This is a genomic window from Leifsonia sp. (assembly GCF_051955155.1).
GTDB lineage: Bacteria > Actinomycetota > Actinomycetes > Actinomycetales > Microbacteriaceae > Leifsonia.
In genome coordinates, this window is sequence record NZ_JBQCGZ010000094.1 from 1 (window position 1) to 18,915 (window position 18,915).

15 protein-coding genes are annotated in these 18,915 nt (G+C 73.6%); 5 read left to right on the forward strand and 10 right to left on the reverse strand.

Going from position 1 to position 18,915, the window contains the following annotated elements; all coding sequences use genetic code 11:
• Positions 1-94: 94 nt before the first annotated feature.
• The 4 genes from ACTHMF_RS09890 to ACTHMF_RS09905 form a co-directional block, all read right to left on the reverse strand.
• A complete protein-coding gene (locus ACTHMF_RS09890) occupies positions 95-6,469 on the reverse strand; it encodes a DUF5979 domain-containing protein (protein ID WP_440317284.1) in 6,375 nt (2,124 codons plus the stop codon).
• 266 nt (positions 6,470-6,735) lie between these two features.
• Positions 6,736-7,038 (reverse strand): DUF427 domain-containing protein, encoded by a 303-nt coding sequence (locus ACTHMF_RS09895; RefSeq protein ID WP_314148854.1) that lies wholly within the window; start codon positions 7,036-7,038, stop codon positions 6,736-6,738.
• Positions 7,039-7,081: 43 nt separating this feature from the next.
• Complete coding sequence (locus ACTHMF_RS09900) at positions 7,082-7,675, reverse strand: 2-phosphosulfolactate phosphatase (RefSeq protein ID WP_440317285.1); 594 nt, start codon at positions 7,673-7,675, stop codon at positions 7,082-7,084.
• Complete coding sequence (locus ACTHMF_RS09905) at positions 7,672-8,169, reverse strand: EVE domain-containing protein (protein ID WP_440317286.1); 498 nt, start codon at positions 8,167-8,169, stop codon at positions 7,672-7,674. The genes ACTHMF_RS09900 and ACTHMF_RS09905 overlap by 4 nt, the downstream gene beginning before the upstream one ends.
• A gap of 120 nt (positions 8,170-8,289) precedes the next feature.
• On the opposite strand from ACTHMF_RS09905, the gene ACTHMF_RS09910 reads away from it, so the two are divergent.
• Positions 8,290-9,561 carry an RNA polymerase sigma factor gene (locus tag ACTHMF_RS09910; RefSeq protein WP_440317287.1) on the forward strand — a complete coding sequence of 424 codons (1,272 nt, stop codon included), beginning with the start codon at positions 8,290-8,292 and terminating at the stop codon, positions 9,559-9,561.
• A 3-nt stretch (positions 9,562-9,564) separates the two neighbouring features.
• Here the strand turns inward: ACTHMF_RS09910 and ACTHMF_RS09915 are convergent, their stop codons facing one another.
• Positions 9,565-9,939, reverse strand: a complete 375-nt coding sequence (locus ACTHMF_RS09915) for a type II toxin-antitoxin system death-on-curing family toxin (protein ID WP_440317288.1) — start codon at positions 9,937-9,939, stop codon at positions 9,565-9,567.
• Positions 9,940-9,950: 11 nt separating this feature from the next.
• On the reverse strand, positions 9,951-10,178 hold the full coding sequence (locus ACTHMF_RS09920) for a hypothetical protein (RefSeq protein WP_314148859.1): 228 nt from the start codon (positions 10,176-10,178) through the stop codon (positions 9,951-9,953).
• 95 nt (positions 10,179-10,273) lie between these two features.
• Here ACTHMF_RS09920 and ACTHMF_RS09925 point away from each other — a divergent pair, with 95 nt between their 5' ends.
• Together ACTHMF_RS09925 and ACTHMF_RS09930 are read left to right on the forward strand one after the other, a co-directional pair.
• Positions 10,274-10,873, forward strand: coding sequence for a hypothetical protein (locus tag ACTHMF_RS09925; protein ID WP_314148860.1), 600 nt, complete (start codon positions 10,274-10,276; stop codon positions 10,871-10,873).
• Positions 10,870-11,529: a DUF1684 domain-containing protein gene (locus tag ACTHMF_RS09930; protein ID WP_440317289.1), complete on the forward strand. Its 660-nt coding sequence runs from the start codon at positions 10,870-10,872 to the stop codon at positions 11,527-11,529. The genes ACTHMF_RS09925 and ACTHMF_RS09930 overlap by 4 nt, the downstream gene beginning before the upstream one ends.
• 85 nt (positions 11,530-11,614) lie before the next feature.
• On the opposite strand, the gene ACTHMF_RS09935 is transcribed toward ACTHMF_RS09930, so the two are convergent.
• Positions 11,615-13,831, reverse strand: coding sequence for a HelD family protein (locus ACTHMF_RS09935; protein WP_440317290.1), 2,217 nt, complete (start codon positions 13,829-13,831; stop codon positions 11,615-11,617).
• Between the two features lie 205 nt (positions 13,832-14,036).
• Between ACTHMF_RS09935 and ACTHMF_RS09940 the strand changes: the two genes are divergently transcribed.
• The gene (locus ACTHMF_RS09940) at positions 14,037-15,737 is read left to right on the forward strand and encodes a DEAD/DEAH box helicase (protein ID WP_440317291.1); all 1,701 of its coding nucleotides are present in this window, start codon (positions 14,037-14,039) and stop codon (positions 15,735-15,737) included.
• An 87-nt stretch (positions 15,738-15,824) separates the two neighbouring features.
• On the opposite strand, the gene ACTHMF_RS09945 is transcribed toward ACTHMF_RS09940, so the two are convergent.
• From ACTHMF_RS09945 to ACTHMF_RS09955, 3 genes are all read right to left on the reverse strand, one after another.
• Positions 15,825-16,391: a TetR-like C-terminal domain-containing protein gene (locus ACTHMF_RS09945; RefSeq protein WP_440317292.1), complete on the reverse strand. Its 567-nt coding sequence runs from the start codon at positions 16,389-16,391 to the stop codon at positions 15,825-15,827.
• 22 nt (positions 16,392-16,413) lie between these two features.
• Entirely contained in the window at positions 16,414-17,268 is an 855-nt protein-coding gene (locus tag ACTHMF_RS09950; protein ID WP_440317293.1) for an alpha/beta fold hydrolase, read from the reverse strand.
• 142 nt (positions 17,269-17,410) lie between these two features.
• The gene (locus tag ACTHMF_RS09955; protein ID WP_440317294.1) at positions 17,411-17,989 is read right to left on the reverse strand and encodes an NUDIX hydrolase family protein; all 579 of its coding nucleotides are present in this window, start codon (positions 17,987-17,989) and stop codon (positions 17,411-17,413) included.
• Positions 17,990-18,101: 112 nt separating this feature from the next.
• On the opposite strand from ACTHMF_RS09955, the gene ACTHMF_RS09960 reads away from it, so the two are divergent.
• Positions 18,102-18,752: an alpha/beta hydrolase gene (locus ACTHMF_RS09960; RefSeq protein ID WP_314149302.1), complete on the forward strand. Its 651-nt coding sequence runs from the start codon at positions 18,102-18,104 to the stop codon at positions 18,750-18,752.
• Positions 18,753-18,915 lie beyond the last annotated feature (163 nt).

An 18,915-nucleotide genomic window follows, 5' to 3' on the forward strand; every position in this document is an offset into this window, starting at 1 on the left:
CACCCCCCCCCCGACCGCCGGCGGGGGGGGGGCTCAGCCGCCCCCCCGCCCCCGCCGTGCGGCTGGGCGCGTGCGCCGGCTCGCGTGCGCCGGGTCAGGCCCGGCGGCGGCGGGCGACGAGCGCGGCGCCGGCGAGGGCGAGCAGGCCAGCCCAGAAGCCGACCAGCAGGATGTCCGCCGTGCTTCCCGTCGAGGCGAGCGCACCGCCTCCGGCGTGCGGGTCGGACCCGTCGCCGTGACCGCCGTGGCCGGAGCCGCCGGTGTTCGGGTCGACGGGCGGGTCGACCACGACCGGGGCGCAGGACGCCGTCGGGTCGTCGGTGCACGCACCGTCGACCTCCGGCGGCTGCCACGGGCCGACGGGCGGCGTCGTGACGGTCGCGCGGTTCACCGGCTGACCCGGCGTGCTGTAGCTGACCACCACGTGCAGCTCGACCGTGGCGTTCTTCGCGAGGCTCGCGATCGGCCAGGTGACGACGCCGTCCTTCTCGGTGCCGCCCTGGTCGGCGGAGACGAACGTCGCCCCGGCGGGGAGCGTGTCGGTCACCTCGAAGCCCGTCGCGTCCAGCGCGCCGATGTTGGACACCGCGATCGTGTACTCCACCGCCTCGTCCATGCCGACGATGGCCTTCGCCGCCGTCTTCGCGATCGCCAGGCGACCGTACTCGTAGCTGTTCGTGATCGTGGCGACCTGCGCGGAGGGCACGACGCCGTCCACGGCACCGCCCGCGATGTGCAGCTCCGGGTTGTCGATGCTGCGCGCGGCCTCGCCGTAGCTTCCGGCGGCGCCCGCCTCGGCGACGGTGCAGTCCGCCCCGACCGGGATGCCGTCGATGCGGGCCGTGAACCCGGCGTTGCGGGAGAGCACGCTGTGCGCGGCAGCGCCCAGGTCGATCGGTGCCCCGGCGACCGTGCACACCACGTCGGCGGTGAACTCGTCCGGCGCCGCGGAGGCCGCGGCTCCGGTCAGCACCTTGTCGATCCGCAGCGGGCCGGTGGCGATCGTCACGCCCGCCTTCACCGGGGCCCGGCGGATGCTGCCGCCTCCGGTGAGGTCGGCGATCGCTCCGAACTGGTTCCACGCGTACGCCTTCGGCGCCGAGGTGGAGACCGGCGCGCCGTCCGTCCTGGTGGCCGTCGCCGGGAGGTCGAGCGTGCGGTACGTGATGGTCGCGCCCTGACCGCCGACGAGCGAGCCGCCGGCGACGCCGCGGAAGTCGAGCGTGACGCGGATGCCGGTCACGGCCGTCCAGTCGCCGGTGAACGCGGTCGATGCGGTCCAGTCGCCCGGGTGCGTGTCGCAGGTCGGGTCGTTCGGCCACTCCGACGCGCTGCCGGTGCCGACGCAGACGTCCGGCGACGTGGTGACCTCCCAGCTCATCTCCGTGCCGTCGGGCGCTCCGGCGACCTTCACGCCGTAGGCCGGGTCGAAGGCCGGGCGGAAGGTGGAGCCGCGCGGGCCGCCGGTGGCGAGCATCCGGTCGCCCGGGGTCGGCAGCGGCTCGACGAAGGTCAGCGCGTCGTAGTTCACCGTCCCGCTGTTCACCGCGTTCAGGCGCCACTCGTCGGTACCGCCGACCACGGTGTTCGCCGCGCACGGCTGCACGTAGTAGCCGTCGGCGTCCGGGCGGCAGACCGCCGTCGGGTCGGACGGGTTGATCGCGCCGGAGACGGTGCGGTCGACCACGTCGCCCTTCACGCCCTTCGTCGTGTAGAGCGAGGGGCCGGAGACCGGCTGCACGTAGTTCGTCGTCCCGCACTGCGTCGCGTCGAGGCCGGGGAGCGTGCCCTGGCCGTTGCCGGAGGCGTTGGTGCAGGCCGTGAGGGTCTGCGCCGTCTCGACGATCATCGTGTTCGTCGCGCGGTCGCTCGCCTTCAGGCCGGGCTTCAGGATGAGCCCGAGCACGATGGAGAAGCGCTCGCCGGGCGACATGCGTGCGCCGCCCTTCGGCCAGTCGAACGCGATGGTGCCTGCGGTCGAGTCGAACGAGACGGCCGGGGACGCGCTCAGCGTTCCGCCCGCCGAGGTCGAGGCGACCGGCGCCTCACCGTCCCAGGCGAGCGAGGCCGGGAGGGTGTCCGTGAGGCCTTCGAGGTCGAGGTAGCCGGTGCCGGTGTTGGCGAACGTCAGAGTCCACGGCACGGTGTCGCCCACGGTCACGGTGTGCATGTTGCCCTGCGGCGACTTGGACACGTCCAGGCTGTGCGTTCCCGGGTTCAGCGCGATCCCCGCGCCGGCGTCGTCGGTCGCGTCGGCGTAGACGACGGGGTCGTCGGTGCGGTGCGAGCCGGTCTGCACGGTGTCCTCGATCGTCGACGGGAACGCGATGGCGGAGCCGTCGCGGGCCGCGTCGAGCAGCTGGACGTGCAGGACCGCCTTCGCGGTGAAGTCCGCCGGGACCGCGGAGCGGCTCAGCAAGCCGCCGTCTGCACGGAGGAACGTGAAGCGGATGCCGGTGATCCGGTCCAGCGCGGTCGTCGGCAGGGCCGCGGTCGCCGCGGCGGTGCCGAGCATCCAGGTGGACGAGCCGTCGGTCTGCACGTCGACGCGGACCCGGTCGGCGCCGTTCGGGAGCGTGACGTCCCCGGCGGAGAGGCCGGTCAGCCGGAAGCTGTTCCAGAATCCGGCGTCGTCGTCGGTGATCGTGACCTGGTGCGTCGCCGCCGTCGCCGCGCCCTGGGTCGCGGTCAGGGTGACGGCGACCGGTGCGGTGCGGTCGCGCTCCAGGAGCGTCCCCGGCGCGATGGACTTGGCGGCGGTGACCCCCAGGACGCCGGTGGTCAGCGTCACGGACGCGGTCTTCGCCGCGAACGGACGCGACTGGTCGCCGGTCGGGAACAGCACGGGGTCGTAGCCCTGCGCGAACGCGCCGTTGTCGATGCGGAACGCGGTCACCGGGTCGCCCGCGCTGCGGGTGGTCGCCCGCACCCGGGTGTCCAGGGTCAGCGTGAGCTTCTGGCCGGAGGCGATCGTGCCACCGGTGGTCTGCGGCGATGTGCCCTGGTAGACCACGCTCACCCCGACGACGTCCGCCAGCGCGGCCTCGCCGAGACCGGCTGCGGCGCTCAGCGAGACGACCGAGGTGGACAGGGTGCCGTCGGCGGCCCGCTGCCACAGGGTGACCCGCGACGCGGCGGCGTCCACCTGGCCGGCGGGCACGGTGTAGCCGATCTTCGTCAGCTGCAGGCGCTCGAACGGGCTGGCCGCGGTGTACTCGGCACCCGCGAACGGGTCGGCCGCCCACCCGTCGGCGGCCGACAGGCACGCGGTGGCGCCTGCCGCGCCGCACGGCGCCGGGTCGGTGACGCGGATGTAGGAGGCGCGCGACGTCGCGGTGTTCTGCGCCGTCAGCGTGAAGCGGTTGGTCGGGTAGCCGGCCGGGTCGACGTCGCCGAGGTGCGGGACGACGATGGTCGACTTCTCGCTGGTCTTGGTCAGGTCCACCGCGGGCGGCTGATCGATCAGGCTCACGGTGTCGCTGTCGGTCACCGGGCCGCGCGGGACGCCGTTCTGGGTGCCGGTGGCGGAGACGGTGTTCGTGATCGAGCCGATCGTGTCCGCGGTCACCCACGGCTGCGCCGGGTCGGCAGGAACGCGCTGCACGTTGCGCAGCGTCCAGACCAGGCCGATCGGGCGGGATGTGCCGTAGGCGACGGTGGCGACGCCCGAGCCGACCGGCGGCGCGGTCGCGACCGTCGCGTTCTGGCGGGCGGCGTCATTCGGCTCGATGACCAGGCGCACGCCGGTCGCGGCCGCTGCCTCCTGCGGGCTGAGCGTGTAACCGGCGAAGCCGGTCGCGTTCATCCAGCCGCCGGCGGGCGCCGTCGCGGAGACCCACGCGCCGCCGATGCGGAGCTGGACGCCCGTCACGGTGTCCCACTTCAGCAGCGGGTCGGCCGTGAAGGAGATCGGGGAGACCTTCGTGAGGTCGAACGACTGGAAGACGCTCGACGCCGGGTCGTCCGGGTCGGTGGCGGGGTCGGTGACGACCACCTGGCTGTAGCCGGTGTCGGTCACGCCCCAGCTGAGAAGCGTCCCCGCCTGCTGGCCGGACTGCGACGGCAGGCTCGAGACGTCGCCGGTGAGGTCCGGGTTGGTCCACTTCTTGGCGATGCCGAGGCTGCCGGAGCCGGTCGTCGACTGGATCTTCGCCGTCGCGTCCGCGGTCACCTGGTCTCCGGTGACGGTCCGGCCCGCCACGCTGCCCGTGGTGCTCGCGACGCCGTGGTTGGTGTAGGTCTTCGCGCCGCCGCCGGGGGTCGAGGTCTGGCCGCTGCCGTCGCGCAGCTCGGCGCGGGCCTTGGCGGTGATGCCCGGCGTCACCGGGGTCCCCTGCGGGAAGCCGGCGGCGTTCTCGAACACGAAGCGCAGACCGTCGGTGCCGGCCGGGAGCGTCGGGGCCCGGTAGATCGTGGCGGCGCTGGTCGCGTCGGAGACGCCGAGGGTCTGCCAGCTGGAGCCGCCGTCCGTCGTGTACTGGACGGTCAGCACCGAGCCCTTCAGCACCTGGGTCGGCGCCACGGCGATCGGGTCGAACGCGTTGAAGAAGTCGTCCGCCTTCGCATCCCGCCAGACGTCCTCGACCACGATCCGGTTCGGGGTGACGAACGCGGAGTCGCTCGACGTCGTCGCGGGCAGCGTCACCGTGACGGTGGAGCCGGGCGAGACGGGAGCGGTCGGCTGGATGGTCTTGCGGAGGCTGAGCGAGATGTCCGGGTAGAAGACCAGCAGCGGGGCGCTGGCCGTCTTCGACGCCGTGCCCGCGGAGTTGGTGCCGCTCACGGTGAGCGTGTTCTTCGCGTCCAGCGGGGTGCCGTCCACGGCGGCGTCGACGGTCGGGGCGATCAGGAACTGCGCGGTGGCGACCGTGCCGGCGGCGATCGCGCCGCCGAAGCCGAGCTCGAAGCCGGTCAGGTGCGCGCCGGCCACGGCAGGCGAGGTGGGCGTCGCACCGTCGGCGAACGGCGTGCTCTGCGTCGATCCGTCCGAGAAGTGCCAGGTGACAGAGCCGGACGTCGCACCCGCCGGGTAGGAGATCCCGGCCGCGAACCCGCCGAAGGCCAGGGTGTCGGTGAAGTAGTCGAGGTCGCTCAGGGTGAGCGTGTCGAGCGTGCCGTTGGAGGAGTTCTTGCCCGAGATCGTGGCGGTGGCCGTCGTTCCGGCCGGGATCCGCGCCGGGGCGATCGTCTTGCCGGCGGTGACGGCGACGGTGAGGCCGCCGATCGCGAACGGCGCGCTCGCGGTCTTCGTCACCGGCTTCTGGTCCGGAGCGGTGACCGTGCCCGCGACCTGGTTGGTGACCTTCGCGCCCGTGACGAGCCCGGCGCCGGTCCCCCGGTCGGTGCTGCGCTGCGCGACGAGGACGCCGACCGATCCGCCGGCCCCGCCCGCGGCGAGCGCCGCGCCGTCCGCGCCGGCGAAGGTGAAGCGGAGGCCGGCGACGTCGGCGGCGGCGACGCCGGAGGGGAGGGCGATGGCGGCGGGGGCGGTCGGCGGGCCGGTGTGCCAGCCCCACACGCCGGTCGAGTCCTTCACGTACGCGTCCACCTGCACGGTGGTCGCGCCCTGCGGGAGGACGACGCCGCCGAAGCCGGCGAAGTCGACGATCGCGAACGGGTTGGCGGCGTCCAGCGTCGTGCTGCCGTCGGCCGCGGCGGCCGGGTCCTGGAGGGTGAGCGAGGTCGCGGGGACGTTGGAGGTGTTCTGCGCGCTCAGCGAGACGGTCGAGGTGTCGCCCGGCCGGAACTGCTGGCTCGCGGGCGCCCACGTCTTGCCGACGGCGACGTCCACCGAGGCCGGGATGTCGACGGTCACGTCCGCGCTGCTGGACACCGGTCCGCCGATGGTGCTGGAGGTGCCGACGGCGGTGTTCGTGACCGCCGTGCCCGCGTACTGCCACGACGGGGTCAGGTTCTGCGGCGCGCGCAGCGTGACGCTGATCGTGTACGCCCGGCCCGCGGCGAGTCCCTTCCCGCCGCCGGCGAGCGCGTCCGTGAACGCGACCCGCAGCTCGCAGTCGGCGCCGACGCCCGCGTCGCACCCGGTGAGGGTCTTCTCGAAGGAGCCGGAGTTCGGGGTGACCGACGTCTCCACGATCGGGAAGCCGGCGAACTCGGCGGGCAGCGTGTCGGTGACCGCGGCATCCACGCAGTCGTTGTCGTCGCAGCCCACGGCGATCGTGTAGGTGAACTCCGACCCGTTGGTGACGGTGACGGCCTTCTTGCCGTCACCGACCGTCTTCGAGATCGAGAGCGAGGCGAGACCGCCGGCGGCGAGGTCCCCCGCCGCGAGCGCCGGCGCCGCGACCAGGCCGCCGCCAACCAGGGCGAGGACCGTGGCGGCGGCGACCGGCCCGAGCCGCCTCAGCCGTGGTGCGACGGCTGGTGCGGCCCGGTGCCGGCCGCTGCCGGCCTGGCGCTGTGTGCTGCGGAACGTGTTGCGGGCATGCTGAAAGACGCGACGAAGCAAGGTCTCGGGTTTCGGGTATGCGGCGGCTCGGGTACGCGCGGGACACCGGCGAATTCGGGTAAGCCGGCGCGCGCGCCTCCCGGTTCGGGTTCCGGGAGCACCAGCGCACTACCTGTATACCGATTCCGACCGTTCGGTCGGAAGTTCATCTGTACCCCGTTTTCGGGGGCCAGTCCTCCAAAGTGAGGACAACTCGCCCCTTTGGGGTACGACGAAGGGCGCCCTCGTCCGGGGACGCCCTTCACGCGGAACGGGGACGGGAGGCGTCAGTCGACGACGCGGACGTCCTTCCAGAACGCGACGTAGTCGCTGTAGTCCTTGCCGACGCGGTCGAAGGAGCTGGGGTACGGCGTCGGGTAGCTCCAGGCCCGGTCCTGCAGCAGGGTGTCGCCGTCCTTCACGGAGAAGTACTGGCACTCGCCCTTCCAGGGACAGGTGTACGGGGTGTCGCTCTCGACGAGGTACTCGGACTTCACGCTCTTCGGCGGGAAGTACCAGTTGCCCTCGATCCTGATCAGCTCCTCCTCGGGAGCCTCGGCGATGACGGTGTCGTTCAGCACAGCTTTCATGGATGCAACCTCCTGTGAGCGGCCAACGCGGCGGCCGGGTCGATCATTCCGGTGTGGAGGGACCTCGCAGGACGGCCACATCCTGGGAGCTGTCGAGCCGTCCCAGCTGCGCGATCCCGTCGGGCGCGGCGCCGGAGGCGACGAGCTCCTGGGCGGAGGCGGAGGCGGTGAGCAGGTGCGCCACGGCGCGGCGGAGGCCGGTGAAGGCCGCGCACGCGGCGGCCGCCTCCGGGGAGCTGTAGTCGATGCCGTGCGCGGCCAGCGCGTCGACGACGGCGCCGGCGGCGAGCAGATCCTCCACGGCGAAGCGGGTGGTCCCGGTCGCCGTGCTGCCGCCCGCGGCGACCACGGCGACCATCGCGCGGCGGCCGAGGCGGACCTGCTCGTCGAGGATCCAGCGGGCCACCGCGGAGGGGTTGGTGAGGCCGGCGCGCAGGACGGCGCCGGTGCCGGGGATGCCGGGGAGGGCTGCGGCCGCCGCTGCGGCGTCGTGCACGCCCGGCTCGTCCAGCGCGTCCACCCAGACCACCACGTCCGCGTCGGCGGCGACGGCCGCCGCTCCCTCGGCTGCCCAGTCGAAGCGGACCTGGTACTTGGTCTGGCGGTGGGCGTCGGGGATGGTCGCGGTCGGGCTCACCGGGCCATCGTAATCCGGCCCGCACGGCCGGATCGCTGTGTTTCGCCGGGTGACGGCCGCATCTGCCTGCGGATGAGCTCGAAGTCGTGGCGGCTGATCTCGATCAGGCCGCGGCGCAGCTGGTAGCCCCAGTCGCGGTTGTCCCTGCTGAAGTCGAGCGCCTGCAGCAGCGGCCGGATCGGCGTCTCGACCGCGTCGTGATCCCAGTCCACCCGACGCCGCCACGGCAGGAAGTCGCCGGCGGGACCGCGCATCTGCGGGCCCTGAGTCGCCTGGAACACGTCGTCGTCGGCGATCCTGCCGACGGCGGTGAACGCCTTCAGCGGCTCCCCGTCGGGGGAGGAGGCGCGCGGCGAGTAGTAGACGAAGCCGTCGGCGACCCCCATCCCGGCCAGCGGCGAGCGCGCGCCGTGGTTCACCTGCGCGTACCCGCCCGCGACACCGCGCAGCACGTGGTCGCGCTGCACGACGCCCAGCCAGTATCGGATCGCCATGGTCCCGTTGTAGCGCATACCCCCGTCACCCGCGGCCGCGACGGTCCCCGTCCGGGACATTCGGCCCGTGCTCGAGCGGGCACGGTCGTCCCGGGAGGGGACGGTCGCCATACTGGAGCGATGGGGCAGGCAGGGGACGACGACGCCCGGCGCACGGTGGAGGCCGTCTGGCGGATCGAATCGGGGCGGCTGGTGGCCGGGCTCGCGCGGTGGACAGGCGACGTCGGCCTCGCCGAGGAGCTCGCGCAGGACGCCCTGGTCGCCGCGCTGGAGCAGTGGCCGGCGGACGGCGTGCCGCGCAACGCCGGTGCGTGGCTGACGGCCGTCGCCAAGCGGCGCGCCATCGACGGCTGGCGGCGCAGGGAGCGGCTGGACGAGCGCTACGCCGCTCTCGCGCGCGACCTCGCAGAGGAGCAGGGCTCCGACGACCCCGCCATCGCCGTCGAGGAGGAGATCGACGACGACCTGCTGCGCCTCGTCTTCGTGGCGTGCCATCCCGTGCTCACCACGTCCGGCCGGGTCGCGCTGACGCTCAAGCTGCTCGGCGGCCTCACCACCGAGGAGATCGCCAGGGCCTTCCTGGTGCCGACGCCGACGATCGCGCAGCGCATCGTGCGCGCCAAGCGCACGCTCAGCGCCGCGCAGGTGCCGTTCGCGGTTCCGGCGCGCTCCGAGTTCCCGGAGCGGCTGTCCTCGGTGCTCGAGGTCGTCTACCTGATCTTCAACGAGGGCTACTCCGCGACCGCCGGCGACGACTGGATGCGGCCCGACCTGTGCCGCGAGGCGCTCCGGCTCGGCCGCGTGCTCGCCGAGCTGACGCCGCGCGAGCCGGAGGTGCACGGGCTGGTCGCGCTGATGGAGTTCCAGGCCTCGCGGATCGGCGCGCGCACGACAGCGGACGGCGAGCCCATCCTGCTGCAGGACCAGGACAGGACCCGCTGGGACCGGCTGCTGATCACCCGCGGCGTCGCGGCCCTGCGGCGCGCGGACCGGCTGGCGGGCGAGGCGGCCCGCGGCCCCTACGCCCTGCAGGCGGCGATCGCCGCGTGCCACGCGACCGCCCCGACCGCCGACGCGACCGACTGGGAGCAGATCGTCGCGCTCTACGGCGCCCTCGCCGAACTGCGCCCGTCCGCCGTCGTCGAGCTGAACCGGGCCGTCGCGCTCTCGATGGCGCGCGGGCCGGAGGCGGCGCTGCCGGTGGTCGACCGCCTGGTCGCCGACGGCGCGCTGTCGTCGTACCACCTTCTGCCCTCGGTGCGTGCCGACCTGCTCTACCGCCTGGACCGGCTGCCGGAGGCGCGCGCCGAGTTCGAGAGGGCGGCCGCGATGACGGGGAACGCGCGCGAGCGCGAGCTGCTGCTGGCGAGGGCGGCGGAGTGCGTGAGGTGAGGGCTAGCTGCGCGTGAACCAGACGGAGAGCTGTTGCGCGAGCAGTCCGATGTCCTCGACTCCGCCTTCGGCGACCTCCAGCACGAAATCGAACATCGCGTCCTCGTCGTAGCGCTCCTCGTACCCGTTGATCTGGAAGAACAGGACGCACAGGATCCAGCCCGTCCGCTTGTTCCCGTCGAGCAGCGCATGGTTCCGCAGGAACGAGTGCAGAAGCGCTGCGGCCTTCGCGTGGACGTCCGGGTATGCGTCGCGCCCGAACAGTGTCGCCGCCGGCCGGTCGATGGCCGATTGCAGAAGCACGGAATCTCGGATGTAGCCGAGCGGATCGCCGCCGTGCACGGCCCTCACGACGAGGAGCGCCTCGTCGACGGTCACATACCGTACCTTCACGCGTCGCGCAGGCGCTCGAGCAGACCGGCGTTCTGCCTGACGATGCGGTCGACCATCTGCTTCGTCGTGTGGTCGTGCGCGGCGATGTACGCGTCGACGGCGTCCAGCACCGTCGCGGTGAAGTTCGAGTGGGTGTCGTCTGCGATCGCCGCCAGTGCCTCCACCTGATCCTCCCGGAAGGCGATGAGCTTCTTCCGTCGCGCGATCGCCCTCGTGTCGGTCATCGCTCCTCCAACCTATATAGGGATACGGAACACCTATATAGGTAGGATCGCACGAACCACACCCCGCATCCACCCGGATGCGCGACACTGGACCGGTGAAGGTCCTGCTGAAGCTGATCCTGGACTGCGACCCGGACGCGGCCTGGCGCGCTCTGCAGAGCCCGACGGCGTTCCGGGAGGTGGCGCTGCCGTGGCTGGACTTCGCGTCGGATGAGCCCGGCGGCTTCCCGACCACGTGGGGCGGGGGCGAGCACCGGGTGGCCGTCCGGGCGCTCGGCGCGTTCACGGTCGGGACGCAGGCGATCCGGCTGGACACGCTGCGCTCCACCGACCCGCGGGAGAGCGCGACGCGCATCCTGCGCGACAGCGGGGGAGGGACCGGCGGCCTGCTCGGCGCGCTCCCCCGGCTCGATCACCGGATGGCGATCGCGCCCGACCCGGCCGGCCCGGACGAGAACGGCCGGCTGCGCACGCTCTACCGGGACCGGCTGATCGTGCGCGCCGGTGTGCTGACGCCCGTCGCCTGGTACGCGCTCTGGGCGTTCTGGCAGTGGCGCGGTGTGCGCCTGCGTGCCCTCGCGCCCACCTGGGCCTACGATCCCGAACGGGACCCGGAGCGCCATCCGGAGGACGAGCAGGAGGGCCGGCCGGAGGGCCGAGCCGCCGCCCCGGCGGCCGAGGAGGAGGAACGATGACCGACGCCACGACCGCGGCGACCGCCGCCGTCACCGCCGTGCAGACCGCGGACTGGCGGCGCCGCGTGTTCGCGATGTACGCCACCGTGCGCCGGATGGCCGCGACCGACCCCGCCGAGGCGCACGCGCACTGGGTCTCCTGCCGCAACGAACTGTTCTCCTCGCATCCCGCCTCTCCCCTGCTGGACGAAGACCGCGCGCAGTTCACCGGGCTTCCTGTGGTCGCCTACGACCCGGACTGGCGGTTCGAGCTGCCGATCGTGCCGGCGGCCGAGGCGAAGCGGATGGACGTGGAGACCGGGACGGACGGCGTCGTGCCGTTCGAGCTGCTCGGCACGGTCCGCGTCCCCCTGGCCGGCAGCCTCGACGTCTGGCGGCTCGCCTCGTACGGAGGCGGCCTGTTCGTCCCGGTGAAGGACGCGCTGGCCGGGCGGCAGGGCGGCACCTACGGCGGCGGGCGCTACCTGATCGACACGATCAAGGGAGCGGACCTGGGAGCGGGCGCCGACGACGGCGAGGCGACCCTCGTCCTCGACTTCAACTTCGCCTACAACCCGTCCTGCGCCTACGACCCGGCCTGGGCGTGCCCGCTCGCGCAGGCGGGCAACACCCTGCCCGTCGAGGTCCCCGTCGGCGAGCGCTACGCGGGCGCCTGAGCGTCATGGATGCGGGCCTACATTTGCGCCAAATCGTGACGTCGAAGCATCCAGAGCCAGCATTTGGGGCAAATGTGTTGCCAGGCTACGCGATCTCGACCAGCGTAAGGCGCTGGGTGGGGCGGGTCATCGCGACGTAGAGCGATGCTGCGCCGCGGCTGCTCTCGGCGGCGAGCGCCGCCGGGTCCGCCAGCACGACGGCGTCGAACTCGAGACCCTTCGCCTCGTAGCCGGTGAGCACCGCGATCGGCCGGGTCAGCCCGGCAGCACCGCGCCCGGCGTCGGCGCCGAAGCGCTCGCGCACCGCCGCCTCCACCACCGCCACGGAGGCCTCCGGGGCGATCACGGCGAGCGTGCCCTCCGCATCCACCGACCGGTCGTGCTCGACGGCGCCCGTCACGGCCGCCGCCAGGTCGCCGTCCGCTGCGACGCGCCGGATCGGCCAGTCGCCCTCGCGCACCGCGCGCGTCGGGGTGATCGGAAGCCCCGCCTCCACGGCGATCCGCTCCGCCTCGCGCGTGATCTGCGCCGGCGTGCGGTAGTTGACGGTCAGCTCCTCCAGCCGCCAGGCGTCCTTGAACGCGGGACGCAGGGCCGCCTCCCAGCTGGTCGCTCCGGCCGCGGAGGCCACCTGGGCGATGTCGCCGACGATGGTGAACGACTTCATCGGGCAGCGGCGCACCAGCACCCGCCACTGCATCGGCGAGAGCTCCTGGGCCTCGTCGACGACGACGTGCCCATACGTCCAGGACCGGTCGGCGGCGGCGCGCTCGGCCGTCGTGCCGCGGTCCACGCGCTCGGCGAAGCCGTCGGCCAGCTGCTCGGCGCTCACCAGCCCCTGCACGCCCATGTTCGCGATCGCGGCGCGGGCGTTCTCCAGGTCGCGCTTGCGCTGCCGCTCGCGCTCCCGGTCCGCCGGGTCCGGCCGGCCGGGGAAGTCGCCGAGCAGTTCCGCCGCCTCGTCGAGCAGCGGCACGTCGGAGACGGTGAACGGCGCGCTGCGGTCCCGCAGCAGGGCCGCGCGCTGCTCCTCCGACCAGCGCGGCGTCAGCTCGGCCAGCCAGGCGGGGCGGGCGTAGAGGTCCTGCAGCAGCTTCTGCGGGGTGAGCGGCAGCCAGGCGGTGTTCAGCAGCACGCGGACGTCGTAGGAGGTGCGCAGGTCCTCGCGCAGCACCTTCAGGTCCGCGTCGTCGATGGTCGAGCCGCCCGCGCGCAGCTGCGCCGCGAGCTGGTCGGTCAGCTCGGCCAGGGCGTGCTTGACGAAGGTGACGCGGGCGACGTTGTGCGGCTTCCCGGAGCGTTGCGCCTTCGCAATCGCGCGCTGCACGAGCTCGGGCTGGACGACCAGCCGCTCGTTGTCGACCACGATCGCCTGCGGCTCCTCCGGCGCCTTCTGGCGGGACTTGACCGCGCGCGAGAGCAGCCGGGCCATCGACACGTCGCCCTTGAGGCGGGCGGCCTCCGCCCCGTCCACCGCCGTCGCCTCGACGCCGGGGAACAGCTCGCCGAGGCTCTGCATCACCACGCCCGTCTCGCCGAGCGACGGCAGCACCGCCTCGATGTAGCGCAGGAACGCGTTGGACGGGCCGACGACCAGGACGCCGGACGAGCTGAGCCGCTGCCGGTTCGCGTACAGCAGGTAGGCGGCGCGGTGCAGCGCGACCGCGGTCTTGCCGGTGCCGGGGCCGCCCTGCACGACGAGCGCGCCGCGGATGTCGGAGCGGATGATCCTGTCCTGCTCGGCCTGGATGGTCGCGACGATGTCGTGCATCCGGCCGGTGCGCTGCGCGGTCAGGGCGGCGAGCAGCGCGCCCTCGCCCTGGACGTGCTCGCCCGCGTCCTCGCCGTCCAGCAGCGCCTCGTCGAACACCTCGTCGTCGATCCGGAGCACCTGGCGGCCGTTCATGGTGAGGTGCCGCCTGGCGCGCACGCCCATCCGCTCGCTGGCCGTCGCCTGGTAGAAGGCGCTGGCCTGCTGCGCACGCCAGTCGATGAGCAGCGAGCGCTGGTCGTCGTCGCGCAGGCCGATCCTGCCGATGTAGCGGTGATCGGTGCCGTCGACGACCTCGTCCAGGAGCAGGCGGCCGAACACCAGCCGCGCATCCACCTCCCGCAGCTGCACCAGCTGGTCCTCGTAGAGCTGGGCGAAGGCGTCCCGCTCGCTGCGGGCCTGGTGGTTTCCGCCGACGCTCTCCCGGCGCACGCGCGTCAGCCGTTCCGCGGTCTCGGCCCGCAGCGCGTCCAGGCGCTCATACAGGCCGGCGACGACGGCGCGCTCCCGATCGAGTTCCGATTCCTGCACGCGCGGACCACCTTCCGATTCCGGGCCGACAGTCTACGACCTCCGGCCGCAAAGAAGCTCCCAGCCAAACCCGATAGGATGGTGTCTTCAGCACTGCTGACCAGCGCGAGCGCCGGGCGGGGCCCCGCCGCGCACCTCATCTCTCCGGCGAACGGCTGCGCGTCACGCGCGGCCGCGCCCCTCTTCGATGCCCGAAAGGCACCCTGTGACTCTCCCTACCTTCGCCGACCTCGGCGTGCCAGCACCTCTCGTCGCCGCGCTAGCGGCCGACGGCAAGACCGAACCGTTCCCCATCCAGGCCGACACCCTCCCCGACACCCTCGCGGGACGCGACGTGCTCGGACGCGGGAAGACCGGCTCCGGCAAGACCATCGCGTTCGCACTGCCGCTCGCGGCCCGCCTCGGCGCCCGGCGCGCCGACGGCTCCCGTCCCCGCCGCGTCGCCCGGCGTCCGCGCGGCCTCGTCCTCGCGCCGACGCGCGAGCTGGCGACCCAGATCGACGCGACCCTGAAGCCGCTCGCCGAGGCCCTCGGCCTGCGCACGACGACCATCTTCGGCGGCGTCTCGCAGAGCCGCCAGGTGACCGCTCTGCAGGGCGGCGTGGACATCGTCGTCGCCTGCCCCGGCCGCCTGGACGACCTCATGAAGCAGGGCTTCGTCTCCCTCGACCAGATCGAGATGACCGTGCTGGACGAGGCCGACCACATGGCCGACCTCGGCTTCCTGCCGACCGTGACCCGCATCCTGGACAAGACCCCCGCCGACGGCCAGCGCCTGCTGTTCTCGGCGACCCTCGACAACGGCGTGGACAAGCTCGTCAAGCGCTTCCTCACGAACGAGGTGCTACACTCCGTCGACGAGGCGACCAGCCACGTCGAGGCGATGACGCACCACGTGTTCGAGGTGGCGGACCAGGACGAGAAGAAGCACCTGGTGCACGCGCTCGCCTCCGGCCGCGGCCGCCGCATCCTGTTCACCCGCACCAAGCACCAGGCCAAGCGCCTCGCGAAGCAGCTGACCTCGGCCGGCATCCCGGCCGTCGACCTGCACGGCAACCTCAGCCAGGGCGCCCGCGACCGCAACCTGGCGGCGTTCGGCGACGGCTCGGTGCGCGTGCTCGTGGCGACCGACGTCGCGGCGCGCGGCGTGCACGTGGACGACGTGGAGCTCGTGGTGCACGTCGACCCGCCCGCGGAGCACAAGGCGTACCTGCACCGCTCCGGCCGCACCGCCCGCGCGGGCAGCGCGGGAGACGTCGCAACCGTCATGCTTCCCGAGCAGCACAGCGACGTGAAGGCGCTGCTGCGCGCAGCCGCGATCGCGGCCGCGCCGCAGAAGGTGACCGCGGCGTCCAGCGCGGTGGTCGATCTCGTCGGCGAGCCGGCGCCGCGGGTCGCTCCGGCGGCCGGGCCGGCCGGTGGGGGCGGCGATGGCGGACGCAACGGCGGCGGCGGCGGCGGTGGCCGACGCAGCGGCGGCGGTGCCGGCGGCGCGCGCAACGGTGGCGGTGCCGGCGGCGCACGCAACGGCGGCGGGCGCGGCGGGGCCGCCTCCACGTCGGGCACGCGCGACGGCCGAACTGAGACGCTCGGCGAGACCGGCTCGAACGGCGGCGGGCGTCGCCGTCGCGGCCGCGGCGGCCAGGGCCAGAACGGCGCCGGCCGCTCCGGCGAGGCGCAGTCCTCGGCTCCCCGCGACGGCCAGCGCCGTTCGGCCCAGGCGTCCCGCGGTGCGGACACCGTGTCCGGCTCCGGCCGGCGCGGGCAGGGCGGCCACAGCGGTCACAGCGGCCAGGGCGGTCAGCACCCGTCCGAGGCGCCGCGCCGCTCCGGCGGCATGCGCGTCGGCGACCTGGTCAACGCCGGAACGAGCCGCGGCCGCGGCACGCGTCGCGCGCGCGGCTGACCGCGCAAGGCTGACCGCGCAAGGCTGACCGCGCACGGCTGCCCGCGCACGGCTGACCGCCCTCGGCCGGGCCGCCGCGCCGCAGCCTCAGGCCGCATCCACCTCCTCGAGCCCAGCGATCCCCACGATGATGCCGTCGATCAGCAGCCGGTAGCTGCGGTCGAGGTCGTCCGGCAGGCCGAAGCCGCCGGTCAGCTCCAGGACGACGAAGCCGTGGACGGCGCTGCGGAGCATCCTGATCGCGTCCACCATCGAATCCTCCGGCAGCCCGAAGCCGCGGAGCGTCGCGGCGAGCACCGCGATCGTCGCGGCGCCGGCTTCGGCGAGTTCCTCGTCCGCGTCGTTCGAGAGATCGGGGGCGATCTGGATGGACGCGTACCTGCCGGGATGCCGTCCGGCGTAGGCGCGGATCGCGTCGGCGGCCGAGCGCAGGGCGTCCGGACCGGAGCGGCCGATGGTCGCCGCGGCGAGGACGCGGGTGAGCTCGTTCACCGACTCCGTCGCGACCAGGCGGCGCAGGTCGTCGAGCGAGGAGACGTGCTTGTAGAGGCTCGGGACGGCGACGCCCGCCCGGGCGGCGACGGCGGCGAGGGTGAGCCTGTCGAACCCGCCGGCACCGCCCTCGTCGATCAGGTCGAGGGCGACGGCGGTCACGGCGGCCCTGGTCAGCCCGGCCCTAGGCACGCGCGGCCCAGCCGTCCTCGCGCCAGCGGCGGAGGAAGTCGAGCGTCGCGGGCACGACGATGTCCGGCCGCTGGGCGTGCGGGTAGTGGCCGGACTCCGGGACGCGGACGACCTCCGCGCCGAGTGACGCGATCCACTCCGCCTCGGCCGCGGGGTCCGTGAAGTCCGGGTCGAGGTCGCCGACGAAGGCGAGGATCGGGGCGGACACCTCGGGCAGCCGCGGCTCGACGACGGAGTGGGTGAGCTGCAGGGTGAGGTGGCGGAACGAGCGCAGCCGTCCCGGCTCGGAGAGGTTGGCGCGCAGGGCGGCGACGTGCTCGCCCAGCCACGGCGCGGTCCGGCCGCGGTTGAGGGCGGAACGGTAGTAGCCCGCCCACGCGGCGGCGCCCCACGGTCCCGCGAACAGCACGCGGTACATCCCGTGCATCGCGGCGACCGTGAGCCGGCTCTGGGCTGGGTCGCGCAGCAGCGGGCCGGTCAGGACGAGGCCGGCGACGGCGTCGGGACGCTCGGCGGCCGCCCAGGCGGCGGACGCCGCGCCCATCGAGTTGCCGAGGACGACGGCGGGGCCGCCGAGCTCGTCGATCAGCGCGATCAGGTCCTGGCCGGTGGCGATGTCGCCGAACACGCGGAAGGTGGTGTCGGACTGGCCGTGCGCCCGCAGGTCGGTGACCGCGACGCGGAAGCCGGCCTCCAGCAGGGGACCGACGAGTTCGCGGTAGCTGGAGCGGAGATCGCCCATCCCGGGGACGGCGACCACGAGAGGGCCGGCGCCCTCGACGGTGTAGCTGATGCGTCCCTCGGGGCGCTGCAGGTACCGGACCTGCTCGGCGATGGAAGTGTTCATAGCCCTAAAGCTAACCTCATTAGCTTCCGCTCGCAACCCCTTCTTTCGTGAGGGGCAGGTTGTTGTCGCTTGTGGCGCGCGAAAACGACAACAACCTGCCCCTCGCGAAAGGAGGGGGCGGGAGGGGGCGGGAGGGGGCGGGCTAGGCGATGCGGCCGACGGAGGCCATGGCGGCCTTGACGAGGGCGCCGCGGCCGCCCTCGAGCTCCTCGCAGACGGTGGGCGAGACGGCCTCGTCGGGGGTCATCCAGGTGATCTCCAGGGCGTCCTGGCGCGGCTCACAGGTGCCGGTGACCGGGACGACGTAGGCGAGCGAGACGGCGTGCTGGCGTTCGTCGGTGAACGGGGAGACGCCGGGCATCGGGAAGTACTCCGCGACCTGGAACGGGACGGGGCTCGCCGGCAGCAGCGGGAAGGCCATCGGGCCGAGGTCCTTCTCGAGGTGCCGGAACAGCGCCTCACGCAGGGTCTCGCCGTACATGACGCGCCCCGAGACCAGCGTGCGGGTGATCTCGCCGACGGCGTTCGCGCGCAGCAGCACGCCGACCTCGGAGACCTGGCCGAGCCCGTCCACCCGCACCGGCACCGCCTCCACGTAGAGGAGGGGCAGTCGCCGTCGCACCTGCTCCAGCTCGATGTCGCTCAGCCACGCGGGGCCGGGTTGGACGCCGTCGCCAGGCAGGTCGGGAGTCGGGTCCGGGTCCGGAGTGCGCACGCTCATGGGTCGATCCTACGGAAGCGTCCGCGCGCGCGACACGGGGGCGGAGATCTGTGCACAAGCGCCACTCGCACGGGGGCTGTGGAGAACAGCCGGGGCGGGCACACAATGGAGGGTGCCGTTCCCCGCCCCCGATCTCCATATCGACCGTGATGCCGTCCTCTGGTCCGCCGGTGAGCGCGACCGCACCGACCGGCCCCGCCTGCTCCTGCTGCACGGCTACGGATCGGACGAGGCCGACCTGTTCGGGATCGCGGCCTACCTTCCTCTCGAGCCGGTGATCGCCTCTCTGCGCGCGCCCATCCCCGAGGGTCCGGGCTTCGCGTGGTTCTCCCGTTTCATCAACGTGCCGGGCGACCCCCTCGCCGGCAACGCCGACGCCGCGGCGCAGGCCGTGCTGGACTGGCTCGACGACCAGCCGCCCGCGCCGACCGGCCTGCTCGGCTTCTCGCAGGGCGGCGCCCTCGCCCTCCAGCTGCTGCGCCTCGCACCCGAGCGCTTCGACTACGCCGTGAACCTGTCCGGCTTCGTCGTGCAGGGCCGCCACGACGGGGATGCGGCCCTCGCCGAGCGGCGCGTCCCGGTGTTCTGGGGCCGAGGCACGGGCGACGACACCATCCCGACGGTCTCGGTCGACCGGACCGCGCAGTGGCTGCCGGAGCACTCCGCGCTGGATGCGCGCATCTACGAGGGCCTCGGCCACGGCATCTCGCCGCTGGAGCTCGGCGACATCTCGTCCTTCATCCGCGCGCACCTGCCCCGCTGACCGCACGGCCGACGCCGCGCCCGTTCCTCCCGCGATTCGTCACGAATGCGTGCCGTTCGTCACGAATCGCGCCGATTCGTGACGAATCGGCGGGGCGCTTCGGGGGTGGGTGGGGAGTGGGCGCGGAGCCGCGCATCGGGGGGCCAACCGCAGGGTCGGCGGG

Bases quoted from the DNA above. Each gene is read 5' to 3' on its own strand.
- ACTHMF_RS09895 (WP_314148854.1), bottom strand. From the start codon at position 7,038: ATGAAAGCTGTGCTGAACGACACCGTCATCGCCGAGGCTCCCGAGGAG.
- ACTHMF_RS09930 (WP_440317289.1), top strand. From the start codon at position 10,870: ATGACCGACGCCACGACCGCGGCGACCGCCGCCGTCACCGCCGTGCAG.
- ACTHMF_RS09955 (WP_440317294.1), bottom strand. From the start codon at position 17,989: ATGAGCGTGCGCACTCCGGACCCGGACCCGACTCCCGACCTGCCTGGC.
- ACTHMF_RS09905 (WP_440317286.1), bottom strand. From the start codon at position 8,169: ATGGCGATCCGATACTGGCTGGGCGTCGTGCAGCGCGACCACGTGCTG.
- ACTHMF_RS09950 (WP_440317293.1), bottom strand. From the start codon at position 17,268: ATGAACACTTCCATCGCCGAGCAGGTCCGGTACCTGCAGCGCCCCGAG.
- ACTHMF_RS09910 (WP_440317287.1), top strand. From the start codon at position 8,290: ATGGGGCAGGCAGGGGACGACGACGCCCGGCGCACGGTGGAGGCCGTC.
- ACTHMF_RS09920 (WP_314148859.1), bottom strand. From the start codon at position 10,178: ATGACCGACACGAGGGCGATCGCGCGACGGAAGAAGCTCATCGCCTTC.